Raw genomic sequence first — 17,508 nt, 5'->3', positions numbered from 1 at the left:
CCGATTTGATACAAATTATTTATCTTCCGGCATGGGCCGGGCCTGCTGCATCGTGGTTTCAATCGACTGGCGCACCTGGTTCTGAATCTGCTGGCTTTGCTGCAGCGGTGTGGCGTCGACCGCCGGCGCGGGCAAGGCCAGGCCGGCGTCTGCCGGCGCCACCTTCACAGGCGCCGGGGAGAGCTGTTTTTTCGCCAGCACACCGATGATGGCGACAACGATCAGCAGGCTCAGAACACCCAAGATGGCGCGCATGTCAGGTCTCCTTGCGGGGATCGGCGGCGGCCCCCATGCCCAGCCGGTCCATCCAGCCGGCCAGCGCCTGTTCATCGGGCGTGCCGGCAGCATACATGGCCTTCATGGCCGCGTGCGACTCGGTCCGGTGCTGGTTGAGCTTGAGCTTGCACTGCAAGTCGGTGACCTGCAATTCAAAGGCCACAATGCCGGCCAGCATTTTGTGGGCAAACTCTTCACCCAGGCCGCGCCACTGCTCGGCATACGGTGGCTCATGGTCGCCAATCAGCTTTTTGAGCAGGCTGTCCTTGGCCTGCGACTCGTCGATCAGGCTGGCCTGCACGGTGCCATGCGCGGCCAGGTAATTCCATGTCGGCACCCGCGCCAGGTCGGGGTAGACCTTGGGCGACAGGTAGGCATGTGGTCCGAGAAAAGTCACCAGCGCCTGCGGCCTGGCCTGCAGGTAGCGCCAATGCGGATTGGGTTTGGCGACATGACCGAGCAGCACCAGCTGATCACCGCGTTCTTCCAGATGCAGCGGCAGATGCGTCACGTAAGGCAGACCCGCGTCGTCCACGCTGATCAGGCTGGCGAAGGGATGGTCGGTGATCAGCGCCTGAGCTTGCGCGCGATCACCCTTGAACTGGGGTGGCAAATACATAGGCTGAAGTATCCGACAAAAAGCCGGACGCTTAGGAGATTCAGGCGTGCAACGACCAGCGCGCCAGGGGCACATGCAAAGTCTGGCCGATCAGGCTGTGCACGAGAACCAACTCGTGCGCGGTCCAGGAAACCGGCGGCACGGCCTGCTCGGGAACGCTGCGATCGTCGTAAAGAAGCGTCACATGGGGCGTGAAGCCTGGCTTGGCCCAGCGGCCGAGCACGGTTTTTTTCAGCGCCTCGCCGAGGTTTTGCTGGAAAGCGACCAGCGCCGCCAGCCCGCCGTCGCCGCGCAGGACAAACGGCCGGTTGCGCGGCGCACTGGTGAAACTGGCAGCGCGGTCGAAGGTGATGTCAAACGGCGCGGCCGTAACGTTTGCGGCCGCTGCACGGGCCACCTCGACCAAGTCCCGCGGCACCCCGTCATGGTCGCCCAGGTGATGCAGCGTGACATGGAAGCGCTCCGGTTTCAGCGGCTTGCCCTGCAGACCGTGTTCCGTGCGCAGTTGCTGCGCGAGCGCTGCAATCTCTGCCGCCGTCGTCGCGTCCGGGTAGATGGCGAAAAACAGCCGGTCCGTGAGCCGGGGCGCGGCCTCGAAGCCAGGCAGGAAAGACTGCTCAGGCATGGTGCTGGCGGGGCTGCGCCCTATTCCCACTCGATCGTGGCCGGAGGCTTGCTGCTGACATCGTAGGTCACGCGGTTGATGCCGCGCACTTCGTTGATGATGCGGCTGGAGACCTTTTTGAGCAGCGCATAAGGCAGCTCGGCCCAGTCGGCGGTCATGAAGTCGCTGGTCTGCACCGCGCGCAGGGCCACGACGTAGTCGTAGGTGCGGCCGTCGCCCATGACGCCCACACTCTTCACCGGCAGAAACACCGCAAACGCCTGGCTGGTCAGGTCGTACCAGCTTTTGCCGGTGGCGTCGTCGATGAAGTTGCGCAGCTCTTCAATGAAGATGGCGTCGGCGCGGCGCAGCAAATCGGCGTATTCCTTTTTGACTTCGCCCAGAATCCGCACCCCCAGGCCCGGACCCGGGAAGGGGTGGCGGTACACCATGTGAAAAGGCAGGCCCAGCGCCACGCCCAGCTCCCGCACTTCGTCCTTGAACAGTTCGCGCAGGGGCTCGAGGAGCTTCAGGCCCAACTGCTCGGGCAGGCCGCCCACGTTGTGGTGGCTCTTGATCGTGATGGCTTTTTTGTTCTTGGAGCCGCCGCTCTCGATCACGTCAGGATAAATCGTGCCCTGGGCCAGCCAGGCCACATGGCGCGAATGGTCGCTCTTGAGCTTGCCGGCTTCGGCCTTGAACACTTCCACGAATTCGCGGCCAATGATCTTGCGCTTGGCTTCGGGGTCACTGACGCCCTTGAGATGGCCGAGGAACTGGTCGGCGGCATCGACGCGAATGACTTTCGCGTGCAGCTTGCCGACAAACATGTCCATCACCATGTCGCCCTCGTCCAGGCGCAGCAGGCCGTGGTCGACAAACACGCAGGTCAACTGGTCGCCGATGGCGCGGTGAATCAGCGCCGCTGCCACCGATGAATCGACGCCGCCGGACAGGCCGAGGATCACCTCCTCATCGCCGACCTGGGCGCGGATTTTCTCCACCGCCTCGCTGATGTAGTCGCCCATGATCCAGTCGGCCCGGGTGCCGCAGATATCGAGGACAAAACGCTCCAGGATGGCCGCACCGCGCTTGGTGTGCGTGACTTCAGGGTGAAACTGCACGGCGTAAAAGCGGCGCTCTTCGTCGGCCATGCCGGCGATCGGGCAGCTGTCGGTACTTGCCATCAGCTTGAAGCCGGGCGGTAGCTCGGTGACCTTGTCGCCATGGCTCATCCACACCTGCAGCATGCCGTGGCCGTCGGAGGTCGCGTAATCCTGGATGCCCTCGAGCAGCTGGGTGTGACCATGCGCCCGTACATCGGCGGGGCCGAATTCGCGCTTGTGACCGCTTTGGACGATGCCGCCGAGCTGGTGCGCCATGGTTTGCATGCCGTAACAGATGCCCAGCACGGGCACGCCCAGATCGAACACCGCCTGCGGCGCCTTGTCGGTGCTGTCCTCGTAGACGCTGGCGTGGCTGCCCGACAGGATGATGCCCTTGAGCTTGCCGTCCTGGGCGTAGTCGCGGACCCAGTCGCTGGTTACATCGCAGGGATGGACTTCGCAGAACACGTGGGCTTCACGGATGCGCCGTGCGATCAGCTGGGTGACCTGGGAGCCGAAATCGAGAATAAGGATTTTTTGGTGCTGCATGAGAGGCGTTTCAGGCAAAAAAAGAAAAGGCGTCCTTCGCGGACGCCTCGGGCCATCGGGATGATCAGTCTGCCCGATAGTTCGGCGCTTCCTTGGTGATCTGCACGTCGTGGACATGGCTTTCGCGGATGCCGGCCGTCGTGATCTCGACAAACTCGGCCTGGTTGCGCATGTCTTCAATGGTGGCACAACCGCAGTAGCCCATGCTGGCGCGCAGGCCGCCGGCCATCTGGTAAATGATGGCGACCATGGACCCCTTGTAGGGCACCCGGCCTTCAATGCCCTCGGGCACCAGCTTGTCGGCGTTCGGGTTGCCGGTAGTGGCTTCCTGGAAGTAACGGTCGGCACTGCCCTGCTGCATCGCGCCAATGCTGCCCATGCCGCGGTAGCTCTTGTAGCTGCGCCCCTGGAACAGGATCACTTCGCCGGGGGCTTCCTCGGTACCGGCAAACATGCCGCCCATCATCACCGTGCCGGCGCCAGCGGCGATGGCCTTGGCGATGTCGCCGCTGTAACGAATGCCACCGTCGGCAATCAGCGGCACGCCGGTGCCGCGCAGCGCCATGGCCACACTGTCAATCGCCATGATCTGCGGCACACCGACCCCCGCAACGATGCGGGTGGTACAGATGGAGCCGGGACCAATGCCGACCTTGACCGCATCAGCGCCCGCTTCCACCAGGGCCAGCGCCGCGGCGCCGGTGGCAATGTTGCCGCCGATCACATCGACCTGCGGATAGTTTTTCTTGACCCAACGCACGCGCTCGATCACGCCATGGCTGTGGCCGTGGGCGGTGTCGACCACGATGGCATCGACCCCAGCCCGCACCAGCGCCTCCACGCGCTCCTCGGTGCCTTCGCCAACTCCAACGGCCGCGCCCACGCGCAGGCGGCCCGAGGCGTCGCGTGCGGCATTGGGGAAATTGGTCTGTTTGGTGATGTCCTTGACCGTGATCAGGCCCTTGAGCTCGAAGTCGTCGTTGACCACCAGCAGGCGTTCAAGCTTGTATTTGTTGAGCAGGGCCTTGGCCTCGACGGCTGACGTGCCTTCCTTGACCGTGATCAGCTTCTCGCTCGGCGTCATGATCTGGTGCGCCTTGACGTCGTAACGGGTCTCAAAGCGCAGATCGCGGCTGGTCACGATGCCGACCACCTTGCCGCCGTCGCAGACCGGAAAGCCCGAGATGCCGAGTTGCTCGGACAATTCCAGTATCTGCAGCACGGTGTGTTCCGGCGTGATGACCACCGGGTCGCGCACGACGCCGGACTCATAACGCTTGACCTTGGCCACATGGGCGGCCTGCTCCTGCGCTGTCAGGTTCTTGTGAACGATGCCGATTCCACCCTCCTGCGCAATGGCAATGGCCAGCCGGGCTTCGGTGACCGTGTCCATCGCAGCCGAAACCAGGGGCAGGTTCAGGCGGATGTTTCTTGAGAACTGGGTGGAAAGCGAGGTGTCCTTGGGCAGGACCTGGGAGAACGCTGGCACCAACAATACGTCGTCGAAGGTGAGCGCTTTGCCGAGTAGGCGCATAGGGATGGCTCCAAAAACACGATTGTACCCGCGCCGGTCGGTACAAACCCTAGCGCTGAAAGTCTTGCCCACCGCGTTACAAAAAGACCACGCCTGACAGCGTTCATCTTCGCCTGCGGGAGCGCTACCGGTACACTGAACCCATGCAACTGAAAATCACGCCCAAACACCTTCTTCTGCTGCTTGCCGGCTGGACTTTTGCGCTGTCGGCCGCCGCCCAGTGGCAGTGGGTAGGCAAGGACGGACGCAAGGTTTTCAGTGACCGTCCGCCACCAAGTGACATTCAGGACAAGGACATCCTCAAGCAGCCCGGTGGCCGGCGTGGCGCCAAGGCGGCTGTCGCCCCCGCCCAGCCCGCGGAAGCCGTTTCTCCCGTTGCAACGGCGACGCCGGCTGTGAAGGCCAACGCCCCGAAAATTTCCGGCAAGGATGCGGAGCTGGAAGCCAAGAAGAAAAAGCTGGAAGAGGAAGAAGCGGCCAAGAAAAAGGCCGAGGAAGAAAAAGTCGCCAAAGCCCGAGCCGACAACTGCGAACGCACCAAAAAGGCCATGGTGACCATCCAGTCCGGCGTGCGGATATCGACCACCAACACCAAAGGCGAGCGCGAGATCATGGACGACAACGCACGTGCAGCGGAAAGCAAGCGCCTGCAGGCCATCGTGGACAGCGACTGCAAGTAGGCAGGCAGCGGTCGGCGCTCAGTATCCGGCCTTGGCCCCTGCCCTTTTGTTGGCAAACAGCCCTGATTTTTTCGCGCCCTGCTTGCTGAAGCGCTCACGCCGCGCGATCTTGGGGTCCACCCGCAGCGGGCGATAGATCTCCAGCCGGTCCTGCTGGTGCAATTCCTGGCGCAAACTGGTTTTGCGCCCCCAGATGCCCACCCACAGCCGGCCTGCTGCCAGTTCCGGAAACTCGACCAGGATGCCGCTGGCTGCAATCGCCTGTGCCACGGTGCTGCCGGTCGGCAGGGTCACCTGCCACTCGCGCACCAGGCGCGGCCCGGGCGAATACAGCAGCGAAACGTCCAGCGCCACCATGGCGTTCAGACCGCGGCCTCGCCATACACCTGGGCGGCCCTTTTGACAAAGGCATCGACCAGGCTGCCGGCAATCTTGTCAAACACCGGGCCCACCAGCGCTGCCAGCGCCGCATTGTCGAAGTCGTAGCGCAAGGTCAGGTCGACCTTGCAGGCGCGCTGGCTGCCGTCGCCCAGCGGGGTGAAGTCCCAGTCGCCGTCGAGCTTGGAGAAAGGGCCGTCCACCAGCTTGAGCGAGACCTGTCGGTCTGGCACGTGGGTGTTGCGGGTGGTGAAACTCTGATGAATACCGGCAAACGCGATGCCCACCTTGGCAGTCATGCCGCGCGCGTCTTCCTCGACCACACTGGCTTGGTCGCACCAGGGCAAAAACTGCGGGTAACTGGCGACATCGGTGACCAGGGCAAACATTTCGGCTGCGCTGTACCAGATCAAAACGGACTTGTGAACGGTTTTCATACAATCATGGGCTGCGCTCGATTGTATTAGCCGACGCTGCCCTCAACTCTGACCCATGGCCACCAAAGAAGCATCCTCCAAAAAACCGGCCGCCGCGTCTTCCGGAAAATCCACCGGCAAGCCCGCTATCAACCTGACACCCAAGGCTGCCGCCGCTGCCGTGCGTATTGCCGACAACAAGAAAGCCACCTTCAATTACCACATTGAAGAGCGCTTCGAGGCCGGCATGGTGCTGGAAGGCTGGGAGGTCAAGTCGCTGCGCGAAGGCAAGGTGCAGCTGACCGATGGTTATGTGGTGATCCGCAACGGCGAGCTGTTCCTGATCGGCTGCCAGATCAACCCGCTCGGGACCGCGTCCACCCATGTCCGGCCGGACTCGGTGCGCACCAAGAAGCTGCTGATGCACAAGGACGAAATCCGGCGCCTGATCGGCAAGATCGAGCAAAAGGGTTTCACGCTGGTGCCGCTGAACCTTCACTGGAAGGCCGGCAAGGTCAAATGCGAGGTGGGTCTGGCCAAGGGCAAGGGCGAACACGACAAGCGCGACACCATCAAGGACCGCGAAGGCAAGCGCGAGGTCGAACGCGCGATGAAGTCGCGCAGCCGCTGACCTCCGGCCCGGTCGCGCGCAACGAGCTGCTGCGGCTGGCCGAGCTGGGCTACCAGCAGCGCTAGAACAGTTTTATGGAAGGTCGCGCAACGGATGCGCTTCGGCCGCCCAGGGACTGGCGAAAAACGCCTGCACCATCTGCGGCTTGACGTCTTCAATGCGGGCAGGGTTCCACTTCGGCGTGTAGTCCTTGTCGACCGCCAGCGCACGTATGCCCTCGACCGTTTCGCTGGCCGCGCCGGGGCGCAGGTGAAAACAGTGGTGCACCATGTCGCGCTCCATGCGCAAGTCGTCCGCCAGGCTCAGGCTGCGGGCGCGGCGGATCTGCTCCAGCGTCACATGCAGCATCAGCGGTGAACGTTTGCGCAGTACGACAGCGGTCTTCTGCGCCCAGTCGTCATCCTTCGCAGCTTCCAGGGCATCGACGATGTGTTTCACCCGGGCCAGCGAAAAATAGGTATCCATTTGGCCTGCAGCCCTTTCAGGACGGGCACCATCAGCTATCAAATGAGTAGCAATCCATTGTTCGACCGCCGAAACACCGGAAAAGGCCTGATCCCCCAATTGCTGCCACAAACCCGGCAGGCTGGCAGCGGGCCGCTCGATGTCGGCCAGGCCGTACGCCAACGCCTCGCCGGCGCCAATGACGGCTCCGGTCAGCGCCAGGTACTCCCCCACACTGCCCGGGCAGCGACTCAGGAAGTAGCCACCGCCGACATCGGGAAACAACCCGATGTTGGTTTCCGGCATGGCCAGCTTGGTGTGTTCGGTCACGATGCGGACCTTGGCCCCGACACTGATCCCCAGGCCCCCGCCCATCACCACGCCGTCCATGAAGGCAATGTAGGGTTTGGGATAGTTGTGGATAAGGTGGTTGAGCCTGTATTCCTCGGTGAAAAACGCGTCCAGGTCCGGGTCACCGGCCAGCGCGGCCTGGTGGAAAAAGCGGATGTCGCCGCCGGCGCAAAAGCCGCCGAACAGGCTTTCCGGCGTGCCGGGACGTCCCGCCTTGTTGGTGCCCCGAATGGCCACCGCCGCTACCGCCGCGTCGTCGCGCCACGCCGTCAGCGCTGCCGACAGGTCGCGCACCATGGACAGCGACAGCGCATTGAGCGCCTTGGGCCGGTTCAGCGTGATGAAGCCGACGCCCCCGCGCACCTCGGTCAGGATGTCGCTGTGGGCCGGTACGTGTGTTGTTGTTGTCTGGTTCATGCTCTCTGTCTCCATCCCATCAATTCATTGGCGACCAGCGCCCCGATCACCAGCAGGCCGCCGGTCAGCACACTGGCTGCAGGCACTTCGCCCGCGCCGGCCCAGGCCAGCAGAATGCCGAAAATGATCTCCAGCAGCGCCAGCAGCGCCATCTCGGGCGCTTTCAGCACGCGGGCACAAACCACCGACAACACGCAGGGGATCGCCAGCTGGACCAGGCCCAGCAGGGCCAGCAGGCCGATGTCATGCGGCGTCGCGACAAACGGAAACGCCAGCGGCAGCGTGAGCAGCGAGGAAATCGCCGCGCCCACCAGCACGGCCGGCACCAGGTCGATTTTTTCGCCATGCGCCTGGCTGCGCTGCACCACGGTCCAGTTCACGGCCGCGGCCATGGGCACCAGCAGGGCCACCAGCGTGCCGGCGAGTTGCCCCGCGCTGGCGCCCAGGCTCACCTGGCTGCCGTGCATCCAGGCAATGCCCACACCCGCCACGGCAATGGCCACCCAGGTCCGGGGAGGAATGCGGTGGCCGATGAAAACCCGCGCCACCAGGGCAGTGATGAACGGCCCGACCGCCATGGTCACCAGCACATTGGCCACGCTGGTCATGGTCAGCGCCAGCATGAAGGCGGTGAACATGATGCTCCAGCAGACCCCCGACAGCCACAGGAAGCGGCCCGCATGGCGGATCCTGGAAAACACCGCGCGCCCCTGAAACAGCGGCAGAAGGACCAGCAACGACAGCAGCGTGAAAAAGCTGCGCCAGAAGGTCACTTCAAAACTGCGGGCCGATTCAAGATGGCGCGTCACCACGCCGGCAATAGACCACATCAGCGTGATCGCGATCATCAGAAGTACGGCGCGGCTGTGTGTCAGTTTCATGGTGTCCCAAAAAAAGAAAAAAGGCGGGCAGGCACTAGAGTGCCCGCACCGCCTTTTGATTTTTTAGCGGCCGGCGCGCTTGCGGTCGCTCTCTTTGAGGTAACGCTTGCGCAGGCGGACCGACTTGGGCGTGATCTCGACCAACTCGTCGTCCTCGATGAACTCGACGCCGTATTCCAGCGTCAATTCGATAGGCGGCGTGATCTTGATCGCGTCTTCCTTGCCGGACACGCGGAAGTTGGTCAGCTGCTTGGTACGGGTGGCATTCACCACGAGATCGTTGTCACGGCTGTGGATACCGACGATCATGCCTTCGTACACCGGATCGTTGGCCTTGACGAACATGCGGCCGCGGTCGTCCAGCTTGCCCAGGGCGTAGGTGAAGATTTCACCATCGTCCATGGAAATCAGCACGCCGTTCTTGCGTCCGCCGATCTCGCCCTTGTGCGGCTCGTAGCTATCGAAGATGTTGGAGATCAGGCCGGAACCACGCGTCAGGTTCAGGAATTCATTGGTGAAACCGATCAGGCCACGCGCCGGAATGCGGTACTCGAGGCGCACGCGGCCGCGGCCATCGGATTCCATGTTGACCAGATCGCCCTTGCGCTCACCGAGGGCCTGCATCACGCCGCCCTGGTGGGTTTCCTCGATGTCGGCCGTCACCAGCTCGATCGGCTCGTGGCGCACGCCATCGATGTCCCGGTACACCACGCGGGGTTTGGACACGGCCAGCTCGAAACCTTCGCGGCGCATGTTTTCCAGCAGGATGGTCAGGTGCAGCTCGCCGCGGCCCATGACTTCAAAGATGCCTTCTTCGTCGGTTTCCTTGACGCGCAGCGCCACGTTGTGTTGCAGCTCTTTCTGCAGGCGGTCCCAGATCTGGCGGCTGGTGACGAACTTGCCTTCACGGCCGGCCAGCGGGCTGGTGTTGACGCAGAAGTTCATGGTCAGGGTCGGCTCATCGACCTTGAGCATGGGCAGCGGCATCGGTGTGACCGGGTCGGTGATGGTCACGCCGATACCGATGTCGGTCAGGCCGTTGATCAGCACGATTTCGCCGGGGCCGGCTTCCGTGGTCTGCACGCGTTCCAGGCCCTGGAAAGTCAGCACCTGGTTGATGCGGCCCTTGACGGCCTTGCCGTCCGGACCTTCCATCACCACCACGTCCATCATCGGCCTGATCGTGCCCTGGCTGATACGGCCCACACCGATACGGCCGACAAAGGTCGAGAAGTCGAGCGCGGAAATCTGCAGCTGCAGCGGCGCTGCAGGATCACCTTCCTGATGCGGCACATGCTTGAGCACGGTATTGAACAGGGCCGACATGTCGGGACCCCACTGCTCACCGGGCGCGCCCTCTTCCATCGACGACCAGCCGTTGATGCCGGAAGCGTAAACCACCGGGAAATCGAGCTGTTCGTCGGTGGCGCCGAGCTTGTCGAACAGGTCGAAAGCGGCGTTGACCACGTAGTCGGGACGCGCACCAGGCTTGTCCACCTTGTTGACCACCAGGATGGGCTTGAGGCCCAGTGCCAGCGCCTTCTTGGTCACGAAACGCGTCTGCGGCATCGGGCCTTCCTGCGCGTCGATCAGCAGCACCACGCCATCGACCATGGACAGCGCGCGCTCGACTTCACCACCGAAGTCGGCGTGACCGGGGGTATCGACGATGTTGATGTGCGTGCCTTCCCAGGTCACGGCGCAGTTCTTGGCCAGGATGGTGATGCCACGCTCTTTTTCGATGGCGTTGTTGTCCATCACGGTGTCGACCACTTTTTCGTGTTCGGCAAAGGTGCCGGACTGGCGCAGCAGCTGGTCGACCATGGTGGTCTTGCCGTGGTCAACGTGGGCGATGATGGCGATGTTTCGGATTTGCTTGTGGCTCATGGTTCGCTTTCTAAAAACTTCAATTCGGTGACTGGTTAATGGGCCAATGCGGCAGGTGCCGCAGGGCTGGAAGCAAGGGACGGGCTGGCAAGCAGCATGTCCTGGATTTCAATCGGGCTGAGCAGGCGCCCGGGGATCAATTCATCGGCGGTCACATGGGCCGAGCCCAGAAAGGCCGGCGGGTTGGCGCCATAGACCTGCACCATCGCGCTGTCCGGCCCCCATTGGCCCGGGCTGCCGCGGCGACGCAAGCCGCTCAGGAACCGCCCTGCATCATCGGCGCCCAATGTGACAGAAGGAAAGGCGGCCACCAGCGACTGCACCGGCAACAGGCAGGCCTCACGTTCCGCCTCGCTCATGGCTTCGAGCGCCGGCAGGCTCACACACTGGCGGTCGGTATAACCGCCGGTCTCCAGGCGCCGCAGCGAGCCAAGGTGGGCACCGCAGCCGATGGCCTCGCCGATGTCTTCACCGAGCGTGCGGATGTAGGTACCTTTGCTGCACGACACTACTATTTTGATAGCTGCCAGCACCCGTGGATCCTGGGCTGGAGCCATTTCCAGCTTGTAAATGGTGATGTGGCGGGCGTCCCGCTCGACTTCCTCGCCCTTGCGCGCGTACTCGTACAGCGCCTTGCCATCTTTCTTCAGGGCCGAATACATGGGCGGCACCTGCGCCAGCGGGCCGGTGAAGCGGCGCGTCAGGTCGGCCAGCAGTTCGGGCGTGATGGCCGGCACCGGGCGCGTCTCGATGACATCGCCCTCGGCGTCGGCGGTGCTGGTTTTCTGGCCCAGCAGCAGCACGGCTTCGTAGGTCTTGTCGGCGTCGAGCTGCAGCTGGCTGAACTTGGTGGCCGCCCCGAAACACAGGGGCAGCACGCCGGTGGCCAGCGGATCGAGCGTGCCGGTATGGCCGGCCTTGTCAGCACGCAGCAGCCATTTGGCCTTCTGCAAGGCCTGATTGCTCGACAGGCCCAGCGGCTTGTCGAGCAGCAGCACGCCGTGCACGGGACGTCGCTGTATCTTTTGGCGATGAGGAGAAGTTTGCGTCATAAATTCCGACAGGCTCAACGCGCGGGCGGACCCGGCGTTTCGTTGGCACCGTTGTCCCTGAACCTGTCATCAAGGGAAACGGCGCGAACTCAGTCGTCCTGGGCGCGGGAGGAAACCGCCTTGGCAATCAGGGCGTTCATGTCGGCTGCACGTTCGGTCGTGCGGTCGAACTGGAAATGCAGGGTCGGCACCGTGTGGATCATCAGCTTCTTGAACAGGCCGTTGCGCAGAAAGCCTGCAGCCTGGTTCAGTGCTGTTTCGCACTCTTTCGGGTCGCCGATCAGCACGCTGAAAAACACTTTCGCATGTGCATAGTCCGGCGTCACCTCGACGGCCTGGATGGTCACCATCCCGACCCGCGGGTCTTTCAGTTCGCGCGCGATCAGCTCCGTCAGATCGCGCTGGATCTGATCGGCGACGCGAAAACCGCGATTCGGGGTGGATGATTTTTTACGCATACAAAATAGGGGGACTTGTGGCGGCCGGCACCGTGAAGCGCCAGCCGCAAGGCAGTCTTAGGGTCTTCAGGCCTCCAGCGTCCTGGCCACTTCACGGATCTCAAAGAACTCCAGCATGTCGCCAACCTGGATGTCGTTGTAGCCCTTGACGTTCAAGCCGCACTCGAAGCCTTCCTTGACCTCTTTGGCATCGTCCTTGAAACGCTTGAGCGAGTCGAGTTCACCCGTAAAGATGACGATGTTTTCGCGCAGCAGCCGCAGGCGCGCGTTGCGGCGAACCACACCGGCGGTGACCATACAGCCGGCGATCGAGCCGATCTTGCTGACCTTGAACACCTGGCGAATCTCGGCCGTACCGATGACTTCTTCCTTCTTGTCCGGCGTCAGCATGCCCGACATCGCGGCGCGCAGTTCGTCCACCGCATCGTAAATGATGTTGTAGTAGCGAAGGTCCACGCCGTTGTTTTCTGCCAGCTTGCGGGCCTGGGCATCGGCGCGGGTGTTGAACCCGATCACCACGGCCTTGGAGGCGATCGCCAGATTGACGTCGGACTCGGAAATACCACCGACACCGGAGTACACCAGCTGCACCTTGACCTCGTCGGTCGAGAGCTTGAGCAGCGACTGGGCCAGTGCTTCCTGCGAACCCTGCACGTCGGCCTTGATGATGATTGGCAGCATCTTGACCTCGCCGGCGCCGATGTCGGAGAACATGTTCTCCAGCTTGGCAGCCTGCTGCTTGGCCAGCTTGGTGTTGCGGAACTTGCCGGCACGGTAGGTGGCGATTTCACGGGCGCGACGTTCGTCGAGCATGACCATGAACTCATCACCAGCCTGCGGCACTTCCGTCAGACCCTGGATTTCCACCGGAATCGACGGACCGGCCGTCTTGATCGGCTTGCCGTTTTCGTCCAGCATGGCGCGCACGCGGCCAAAGGTCGAACCGGCCAGCACCACGTCGCCGGCTTTCAGCGTACCCGCCTGCACCAGCACGGTCGCGACCGGGCCGCGACCCTTGTCGAGACGGGCTTCAATCACCAGACCCTTGGCCAGCGCATCGACCGGTGCCTTGAGCTCCAGTACCTCGGCCTGCAACAGCACCTGCTCGAGCAGGGCATCGATGCCGGCGCCGGTATGGGCCGACACGCCGACAAAGGGCACGTCGCCACCGAACTCTTCGGGAATCACTTCTTCAGTGACCAGCTCGCCCTTGACGCGCTCCATGTTGATACCCGGCTTGTCGATCTTGTTGATCGCCACGACGATGGGCACCCCGGCCGCTTTCGCATGCTTGATGGCTTCCTTGGTCTGCGGCATGACGCCGTCGTCGGCGGCCACCACCAGGATCACGATGTCGGTCGCCTGCGCGCCACGGGCACGCATGGCAGTGAACGCCTCGTGACCCGGCGTGTCCAGGAAGGACACCATGCCGCGTGGCGTTTCCACGTGGTAAGCGCCAATGTGCTGGGTGATGCCGCCGGCTTCACCGGAGGCCACCTTGGCGCGGCGGATGTAGTCGAGCAGCGAGGTCTTGCCGTGGTCAACGTGACCCATGACGGTCACGACCGGTGCGCGCGGCAGCAACTCGGCCTGCTGGCCTTGCACGTCCTCGTCGGCAAAAGCCTCCGGATCGTCCAGCGACGCAGTGACCGCCTTGTGGCCCATTTCTTCCACCACGATCATCGCGGTGTCCTGGTCCAGCGGCTGGTTGATGGTGACCATCTGGCCCAGCTTCATCAGGTGTTTGATCACCTCGGAGGACTTCACGCTCATCTTGTGGGCAAGCTCGGCGACCGTGATGGTCTCCGGCACATGCACCTCGATGACCTTGAACTCGGTCGGCGCCACAAAAGTGGACTCGGAACGCGAATCGCGGTCCGAACTGCGACGGCCGCGCGGACCGCCACGGAAGTTGCCGCGACCCGGCACGACAGGCGCGCCGCGGGTCTTGATCTCGCCTTTTTTCTTGGCGGCGTCGTCCTTCCAGGTCGAAGACAGGTTCTCCGACTTGACTTCCTTCTTGCCCGCAGCCCCTGCCACGGCGCCCGGCGCTGCCGGTTTCGCGGCACCCGGCACGACGGCCGGCTTGTGCAGCGTGCCCTTGATGACGGCTTTCGGGTCGACGTGGGGCACCAGAACACGCTTGGGCGCATTCATCATGGCGCGAATGCCGGCGGCTTCCGCCTCGGCTTTCTTGCGCCTGTCCTGCAGGTCCTGCGCCTTCACGGCGTCGGCCTGGAATTCGGCGGTGGCCTTGGCCTTGGCGGCCGCCTGGGCGGCACTGGCCTCAGCCGCTTTTGAAGCCGCCAGCGCCGCAGCGGCGCTGTCCGGCTCGGCTGGTGCCGGCACAGCCTTGGCGGCAGGAATGATTTTGCCAATGGTGGGTTTTTCCACTTTTTTGGCAGCTTCGGCGGCTTGCGCAGCAACCAGCGCACTCTGCTCTGCAGCCTGGCGCTCGTTTTCAAGGGCCTGGTCCCTGGCATCCTGCTCTTCGCGCAGGCGGCGTTTTTCCGAGAGTTCTTCTTCCTGGCGGCGCAGCAGCTCGGCATGGCGGCTGGCTTCTTCCTCGCGGCGAACCAGCTCGGCGTTGTCGATCACCGGCACCTCAGGGGCGGCAACCGGCGCGGCAACCTCTTCGACAGGTTGCTCAGAGCCTTCGTCGCGCTTGATGAAGGTGCGCTTTTTGCGAACCTCGACCTGGATGGTGCGGGCGCGGCCGGTGGCATCGGCCTGCTTGATTTCGGTGGTCGATTTCTTGACCAGCGTGATTTTCTTGCGCTCGGCACTGGCGGTGCCATGGGCCGCCTGCAGATAACTCAGCAATTTCTGCTTGTCGGCCTCTGACAGGGGATCCGTGGCCTGCGCCTTGGCAACACCGGCACTGGTCAATTGCTCGATCAGGGTGGCGGTGGGTTTATTCAGTTCAGCTGCGAATTCAGCGACGGTAGTGGTACTGGACATATGTTTTTTTCCTGCTGGCCTCCATGATCATTGCTCTTGGGCCGTTGCCGGCGCGGCGGGCTCTGCAGCCTCATCGGTAAACCAATGCGCGCGCGCGGTCATGATCAGGGCTTTGGCCTCGTCCGCAGACTGGCCGGTGATATCGGTTAATTCGTCGACGGCCAGATCGGCCAGGTCGTCACGGGTGCTCACACCCGCATCGGTCAATTTGGCAATCAGTTCGGGCGTCAGGCCTTCGACATCGCGCAGGTTCTGCGAAACGCCTTCGACGTCTTCTTCCCTGGCGATTTCCATCGTCAGCAAGGCATCCTTGGCTCGCGTGCGCAGTTCGTTGACCGTGTCTTCATCGAAGGACTCGATCTCCAGCATCTCCTGCAGCGGCACATAGGCGACTTCTTCCAGGCTGGTGAAGCCTTCGGAGATCAGGATGTCGGCGATTTCCTCGTCCACATCGAGTTTTTCCATGAACAGCTTGCGGCTGGTGTCTGTCTCGGTCGCCTGCTTTTCAGCGGACTCGTCGGCCGTCATGATGTTGATCTTCCAGCCGGTCAGCTCGGCGGCGAGCCGCACGTTCTGGCCGCCACGACCGATCGAGATGGCGAGGTTTTCCTCGTCCACCACGACATCCATGGCGTGGCGCTCTTCGTCCACAACGATGGATGACACGTTGGCCGGGGCCAGCGCGCCAATCACGAACTGGGCCGGATCCTCGCTCCACAGCACGATGTCGACACGTTCGCCGGCAAGCTCGTTGGTCACGCCGTTGACACGGGTACCGCGCACGCCGACGCAGGTGCCGATCGGATCGACGCGTTTGTCATGCGACAGCACGGCAATCTTGGCGCGCGAACCGGGGTCGCGGGCGCAGGACTTGATCTCCAGCAGGCCCTGCTCGATCTCGGGCACTTCCTGGCGGAACAGCTCGATCATGAACTCGGGCGCGGTGCGCGACAGGATGATGGGCGCACCACGCAGGGTGTTGTCGACTTCCATGATCATGGCGCGAACGCGGTCACCGGAGCGCAGGTTCTCCTTCGGAATCATGTCGCTGCGACGCAGGCGGCCTTCAACGCGGCCGGATTCGACAATGATGTCGCCCTTGTCCATGCGCTTGACGGTGCCGACAAAAATCTTCTCGCCGCGCGACATGAAGTCGTTGAGCAGCATCTCGCGCTCGGCGTCGCGGATTTTCTGCAGGATGACCTGTTTGGCCGCTTGCGCGCCAATACGGCCGATCGGCAGGCTTTCGACCGGCTTTTCGATGTAGTCGCCTTCTTCGATGTCGGCAATCTCGTCGCGCGCATCGCTGACCAGCTCTTCGGCTTCGGGATTTTGCAGGCCGGCTTCGTCAGGCACCACCAGCCAGCGGCGGAAGGTTTCGTAGTTGCCGCTATCGCGGTCCACCACCACGCGGATGTCTACACCGTCTGCGTACACCTTTTTTGTGGCCGAGGCGAGCGCGAGCTCGACCGCGCCAAAGACGACGTCACGTTCAACATTTTTCTCACGCGATATGGCATCAACCAACATCAACAGTTCGCGATTCATTTCACAAGCCTGCCTTTCTTTTATATCTCTGTGGCGGGTGCGCTTTTCGGCCGGCGCCCCTTGAAGTCAACAACGGGCGCCAGACGCGCCTGCACTATTTCATCCAGCGTGAAACCCAACGCCTGCAGCGGTGCGGGAATCCTCTTCTTGCTTACCTTTTGCCCGGGTTTGACGGCGGGCTCTTCGCTCCACACAATCTGCCATCCGGAGGCCGCACGTTCAAGCGTGCCGCGGAATTTTTTTCGGCTGGCCGACACGCCTGATCCGGCCGCCGCTGCCGCCCCGATGGGCGCCTTCAGCGTGAGGTCGATCAACTCGCCGGCAAAGCGCTCGAAATCCTTTTCGCTGCGCAAGGGCCGGTCGATGCCCGGCGAGCTCACCTCGAGCCGGGAATACGCCGCACCCTCCACTTCCAGCACAAACTGCAGCTGGCGCGTGACCTTTTCGCAGTCTTCCGCGTTGATGAACTGCTCGGCACCCTGGACATAAGGCTGGTCAATCGTCACGCGCAGCAAACCACCGGCGGTACGCTCGATGTCCACCAGCTCGTAACCCAGTCCCGTGACTGTTTGCTCAATCGTCTCGTGTAATGCCATTCAGTTCTAAAAAAGCAGCTTCGTAAAAATCAGGGGTTGCAAAAACAAACGCCCAAAAAAAATGGGCGGTGAAAACCCGCCCATTTGGTCGTGAAGCGCATATTGTATCCTGCTGGCGGC

General features: G+C 62.8%; 17 protein-coding genes. 2 read left to right on the top strand and 15 right to left on the bottom strand.

Features of this window, described 5'->3' with window-relative positions; genetic code table 11:
- Positions 1-15: 15 nt before the first annotated feature.
- The 5 genes from AAG813_RS01635 to guaB all read right to left on the bottom strand — a co-directional run bounded on the left by AAG813_RS01635 (position 16) and on the right by guaB (position 4,688).
- A complete protein-coding gene (locus AAG813_RS01635) occupies positions 16-255 on the bottom strand; it encodes a hypothetical protein (RefSeq protein ID WP_341911163.1) in 240 nt (79 codons plus the stop codon).
- Position 256: 1 nt separating this feature from the next.
- Positions 257-895, bottom strand: a complete 639-nt coding sequence (locus AAG813_RS01630) for an FMN-binding negative transcriptional regulator (protein ID WP_341911161.1) — start codon at positions 893-895, stop codon at positions 257-259.
- 40 nt (positions 896-935) lie between these two features.
- Complete coding sequence (locus tag AAG813_RS01625; protein ID WP_341911159.1) at positions 936-1,520, bottom strand: 2'-5' RNA ligase family protein; 585 nt, start codon at positions 1,518-1,520, stop codon at positions 936-938.
- Between the two features lie 20 nt (positions 1,521-1,540).
- Entirely contained in the window at positions 1,541-3,154 is a 1,614-nt protein-coding gene (gene guaA / locus AAG813_RS01620; RefSeq protein WP_341911156.1) for a glutamine-hydrolyzing GMP synthase, read from the bottom strand.
- Positions 3,155-3,218: 64 nt separating this feature from the next.
- On the bottom strand, positions 3,219-4,688 hold the full coding sequence (gene guaB, locus AAG813_RS01615; RefSeq protein ID WP_341911154.1) for an IMP dehydrogenase: 1,470 nt from the start codon (positions 4,686-4,688) through the stop codon (positions 3,219-3,221).
- A 143-nt stretch (positions 4,689-4,831) separates the two neighbouring features.
- Between guaB and AAG813_RS01610 the strand changes: the two genes are divergently transcribed.
- Entirely contained in the window at positions 4,832-5,368 is a 537-nt protein-coding gene (locus tag AAG813_RS01610; protein ID WP_341911152.1) for a DUF4124 domain-containing protein, read from the top strand.
- Between the two features lie 18 nt (positions 5,369-5,386).
- On the opposite strand, the gene AAG813_RS01605 is transcribed toward AAG813_RS01610, so the two are convergent.
- Entirely contained in the window at positions 5,387-5,725 is a 339-nt protein-coding gene (locus AAG813_RS01605) for an RnfH family protein (RefSeq protein ID WP_341911150.1), read from the bottom strand.
- A 5-nt stretch (positions 5,726-5,730) separates the two neighbouring features.
- A complete protein-coding gene (locus AAG813_RS01600; protein ID WP_341911148.1) occupies positions 5,731-6,183 on the bottom strand; it encodes a type II toxin-antitoxin system RatA family toxin in 453 nt (150 codons plus the stop codon).
- 55 nt (positions 6,184-6,238) lie between these two features.
- On the opposite strand from AAG813_RS01600, the gene smpB reads away from it, so the two are divergent.
- Positions 6,239-6,793 (top strand): SsrA-binding protein SmpB, encoded by a 555-nt coding sequence (smpB, locus tag AAG813_RS01595; protein WP_240523512.1) that lies wholly within the window; start codon positions 6,239-6,241, stop codon positions 6,791-6,793.
- 72 nt (positions 6,794-6,865) lie between these two features.
- On the opposite strand, the gene AAG813_RS01590 is transcribed toward smpB, so the two are convergent.
- The 8 genes from AAG813_RS01590 to rimP form a co-directional block, all read right to left on the bottom strand.
- The gene (locus AAG813_RS01590; RefSeq protein ID WP_341911143.1) at positions 6,866-8,005 is read right to left on the bottom strand and encodes an enoyl-CoA hydratase/isomerase family protein; all 1,140 of its coding nucleotides are present in this window, start codon (positions 8,003-8,005) and stop codon (positions 6,866-6,868) included.
- Complete coding sequence (locus AAG813_RS01585) at positions 8,002-8,886, bottom strand: DMT family transporter (protein WP_293594994.1); 885 nt, start codon at positions 8,884-8,886, stop codon at positions 8,002-8,004. Before AAG813_RS01585 ends, AAG813_RS01590 begins: the two co-directional genes overlap by 4 nt.
- A 63-nt stretch (positions 8,887-8,949) precedes the next feature.
- Positions 8,950-10,773 (bottom strand): translational GTPase TypA, encoded by a 1,824-nt coding sequence (gene typA / locus AAG813_RS01580; protein WP_341911140.1) that lies wholly within the window; start codon positions 10,771-10,773, stop codon positions 8,950-8,952.
- Positions 10,774-10,808: 35 nt separating this feature from the next.
- Positions 10,809-11,825 (bottom strand): tRNA pseudouridine(55) synthase TruB, encoded by a 1,017-nt coding sequence (truB, locus tag AAG813_RS01575; RefSeq protein ID WP_341911138.1) that lies wholly within the window; start codon positions 11,823-11,825, stop codon positions 10,809-10,811.
- A gap of 89 nt (positions 11,826-11,914) precedes the next feature.
- Positions 11,915-12,283 carry a 30S ribosome-binding factor RbfA gene (rbfA, locus tag AAG813_RS01570; protein WP_077594385.1) on the bottom strand — a complete coding sequence of 123 codons (369 nt, stop codon included), beginning with the start codon at positions 12,281-12,283 and terminating at the stop codon, positions 11,915-11,917.
- Between the two features lie 66 nt (positions 12,284-12,349).
- Complete coding sequence (gene infB, locus AAG813_RS01565; protein WP_341911134.1) at positions 12,350-15,244, bottom strand: translation initiation factor IF-2; 2,895 nt, start codon at positions 15,242-15,244, stop codon at positions 12,350-12,352.
- Positions 15,245-15,271: 27 nt separating this feature from the next.
- Positions 15,272-16,792 (bottom strand): transcription termination factor NusA, encoded by a 1,521-nt coding sequence (nusA, locus tag AAG813_RS01560; RefSeq protein ID WP_341911133.1) that lies wholly within the window; start codon positions 16,790-16,792, stop codon positions 15,272-15,274.
- Positions 16,793-16,812: 20 nt separating this feature from the next.
- Positions 16,813-17,388 carry a ribosome maturation factor RimP gene (gene rimP / locus AAG813_RS01555; protein ID WP_096662239.1) on the bottom strand — a complete coding sequence of 192 codons (576 nt, stop codon included), beginning with the start codon at positions 17,386-17,388 and terminating at the stop codon, positions 16,813-16,815.
- Positions 17,389-17,508 lie beyond the last annotated feature (120 nt).

The organism is Polaromonas sp. YR568 (genome assembly GCF_943371715.1).
Lineage (GTDB): Bacteria > Pseudomonadota > Gammaproteobacteria > Burkholderiales > Burkholderiaceae_C > Polaromonas.
This window is presented reverse-complemented; position numbering and strand designations above follow the sequence as displayed.

What these genes read in the sequence shown, in the direction of transcription:
- AAG813_RS01635 (WP_341911163.1), bottom strand. Translation starts at nt 255, where the DNA reads ATGCGCGCCATCTTGGGTGTTCTGAGCCTGCTGATCGTTGTCGCCATC.
- AAG813_RS01630 (WP_341911161.1), bottom strand. Translation starts at nt 895, where the DNA reads ATGTATTTGCCACCCCAGTTCAAGGGTGATCGCGCGCAAGCTCAGGCG.
- AAG813_RS01625 (WP_341911159.1), bottom strand. Translation starts at nt 1,520, where the DNA reads ATGCCTGAGCAGTCTTTCCTGCCTGGCTTCGAGGCCGCGCCCCGGCTC.
- guaA (WP_341911156.1), bottom strand. Translation starts at nt 3,154, where the DNA reads ATGCAGCACCAAAAAATCCTTATTCTCGATTTCGGCTCCCAGGTCACC.
- guaB (WP_341911154.1), bottom strand. Translation starts at nt 4,688, where the DNA reads ATGCGCCTACTCGGCAAAGCGCTCACCTTCGACGACGTATTGTTGGTG.
- AAG813_RS01610 (WP_341911152.1), top strand. Translation starts at nt 4,832, where the DNA reads ATGCAACTGAAAATCACGCCCAAACACCTTCTTCTGCTGCTTGCCGGC.
- AAG813_RS01605 (WP_341911150.1), bottom strand. Translation starts at nt 5,725, where the DNA reads ATGGTGGCGCTGGACGTTTCGCTGCTGTATTCGCCCGGGCCGCGCCTG.
- AAG813_RS01600 (WP_341911148.1), bottom strand. Translation starts at nt 6,183, where the DNA reads ATGAAAACCGTTCACAAGTCCGTTTTGATCTGGTACAGCGCAGCCGAA.
- smpB (WP_240523512.1), top strand. Translation starts at nt 6,239, where the DNA reads ATGGCCACCAAAGAAGCATCCTCCAAAAAACCGGCCGCCGCGTCTTCC.
- AAG813_RS01590 (WP_341911143.1), bottom strand. Translation starts at nt 8,005, where the DNA reads ATGAACCAGACAACAACAACACACGTACCGGCCCACAGCGACATCCTG.
- AAG813_RS01585 (WP_293594994.1), bottom strand. Translation starts at nt 8,886, where the DNA reads ATGAAACTGACACACAGCCGCGCCGTACTTCTGATGATCGCGATCACG.
- typA (WP_341911140.1), bottom strand. Translation starts at nt 10,773, where the DNA reads ATGAGCCACAAGCAAATCCGAAACATCGCCATCATCGCCCACGTTGAC.
- truB (WP_341911138.1), bottom strand. Translation starts at nt 11,825, where the DNA reads ATGACGCAAACTTCTCCTCATCGCCAAAAGATACAGCGACGTCCCGTG.
- rbfA (WP_077594385.1), bottom strand. Translation starts at nt 12,283, where the DNA reads ATGCGTAAAAAATCATCCACCCCGAATCGCGGTTTTCGCGTCGCCGAT.
- infB (WP_341911134.1), bottom strand. Translation starts at nt 15,244, where the DNA reads ATGTCCAGTACCACTACCGTCGCTGAATTCGCAGCTGAACTGAATAAA.
- nusA (WP_341911133.1), bottom strand. Translation starts at nt 16,792, where the DNA reads ATGAATCGCGAACTGTTGATGTTGGTTGATGCCATATCGCGTGAGAAA.
- rimP (WP_096662239.1), bottom strand. Translation starts at nt 17,388, where the DNA reads ATGGCATTACACGAGACGATTGAGCAAACAGTCACGGGACTGGGTTAC.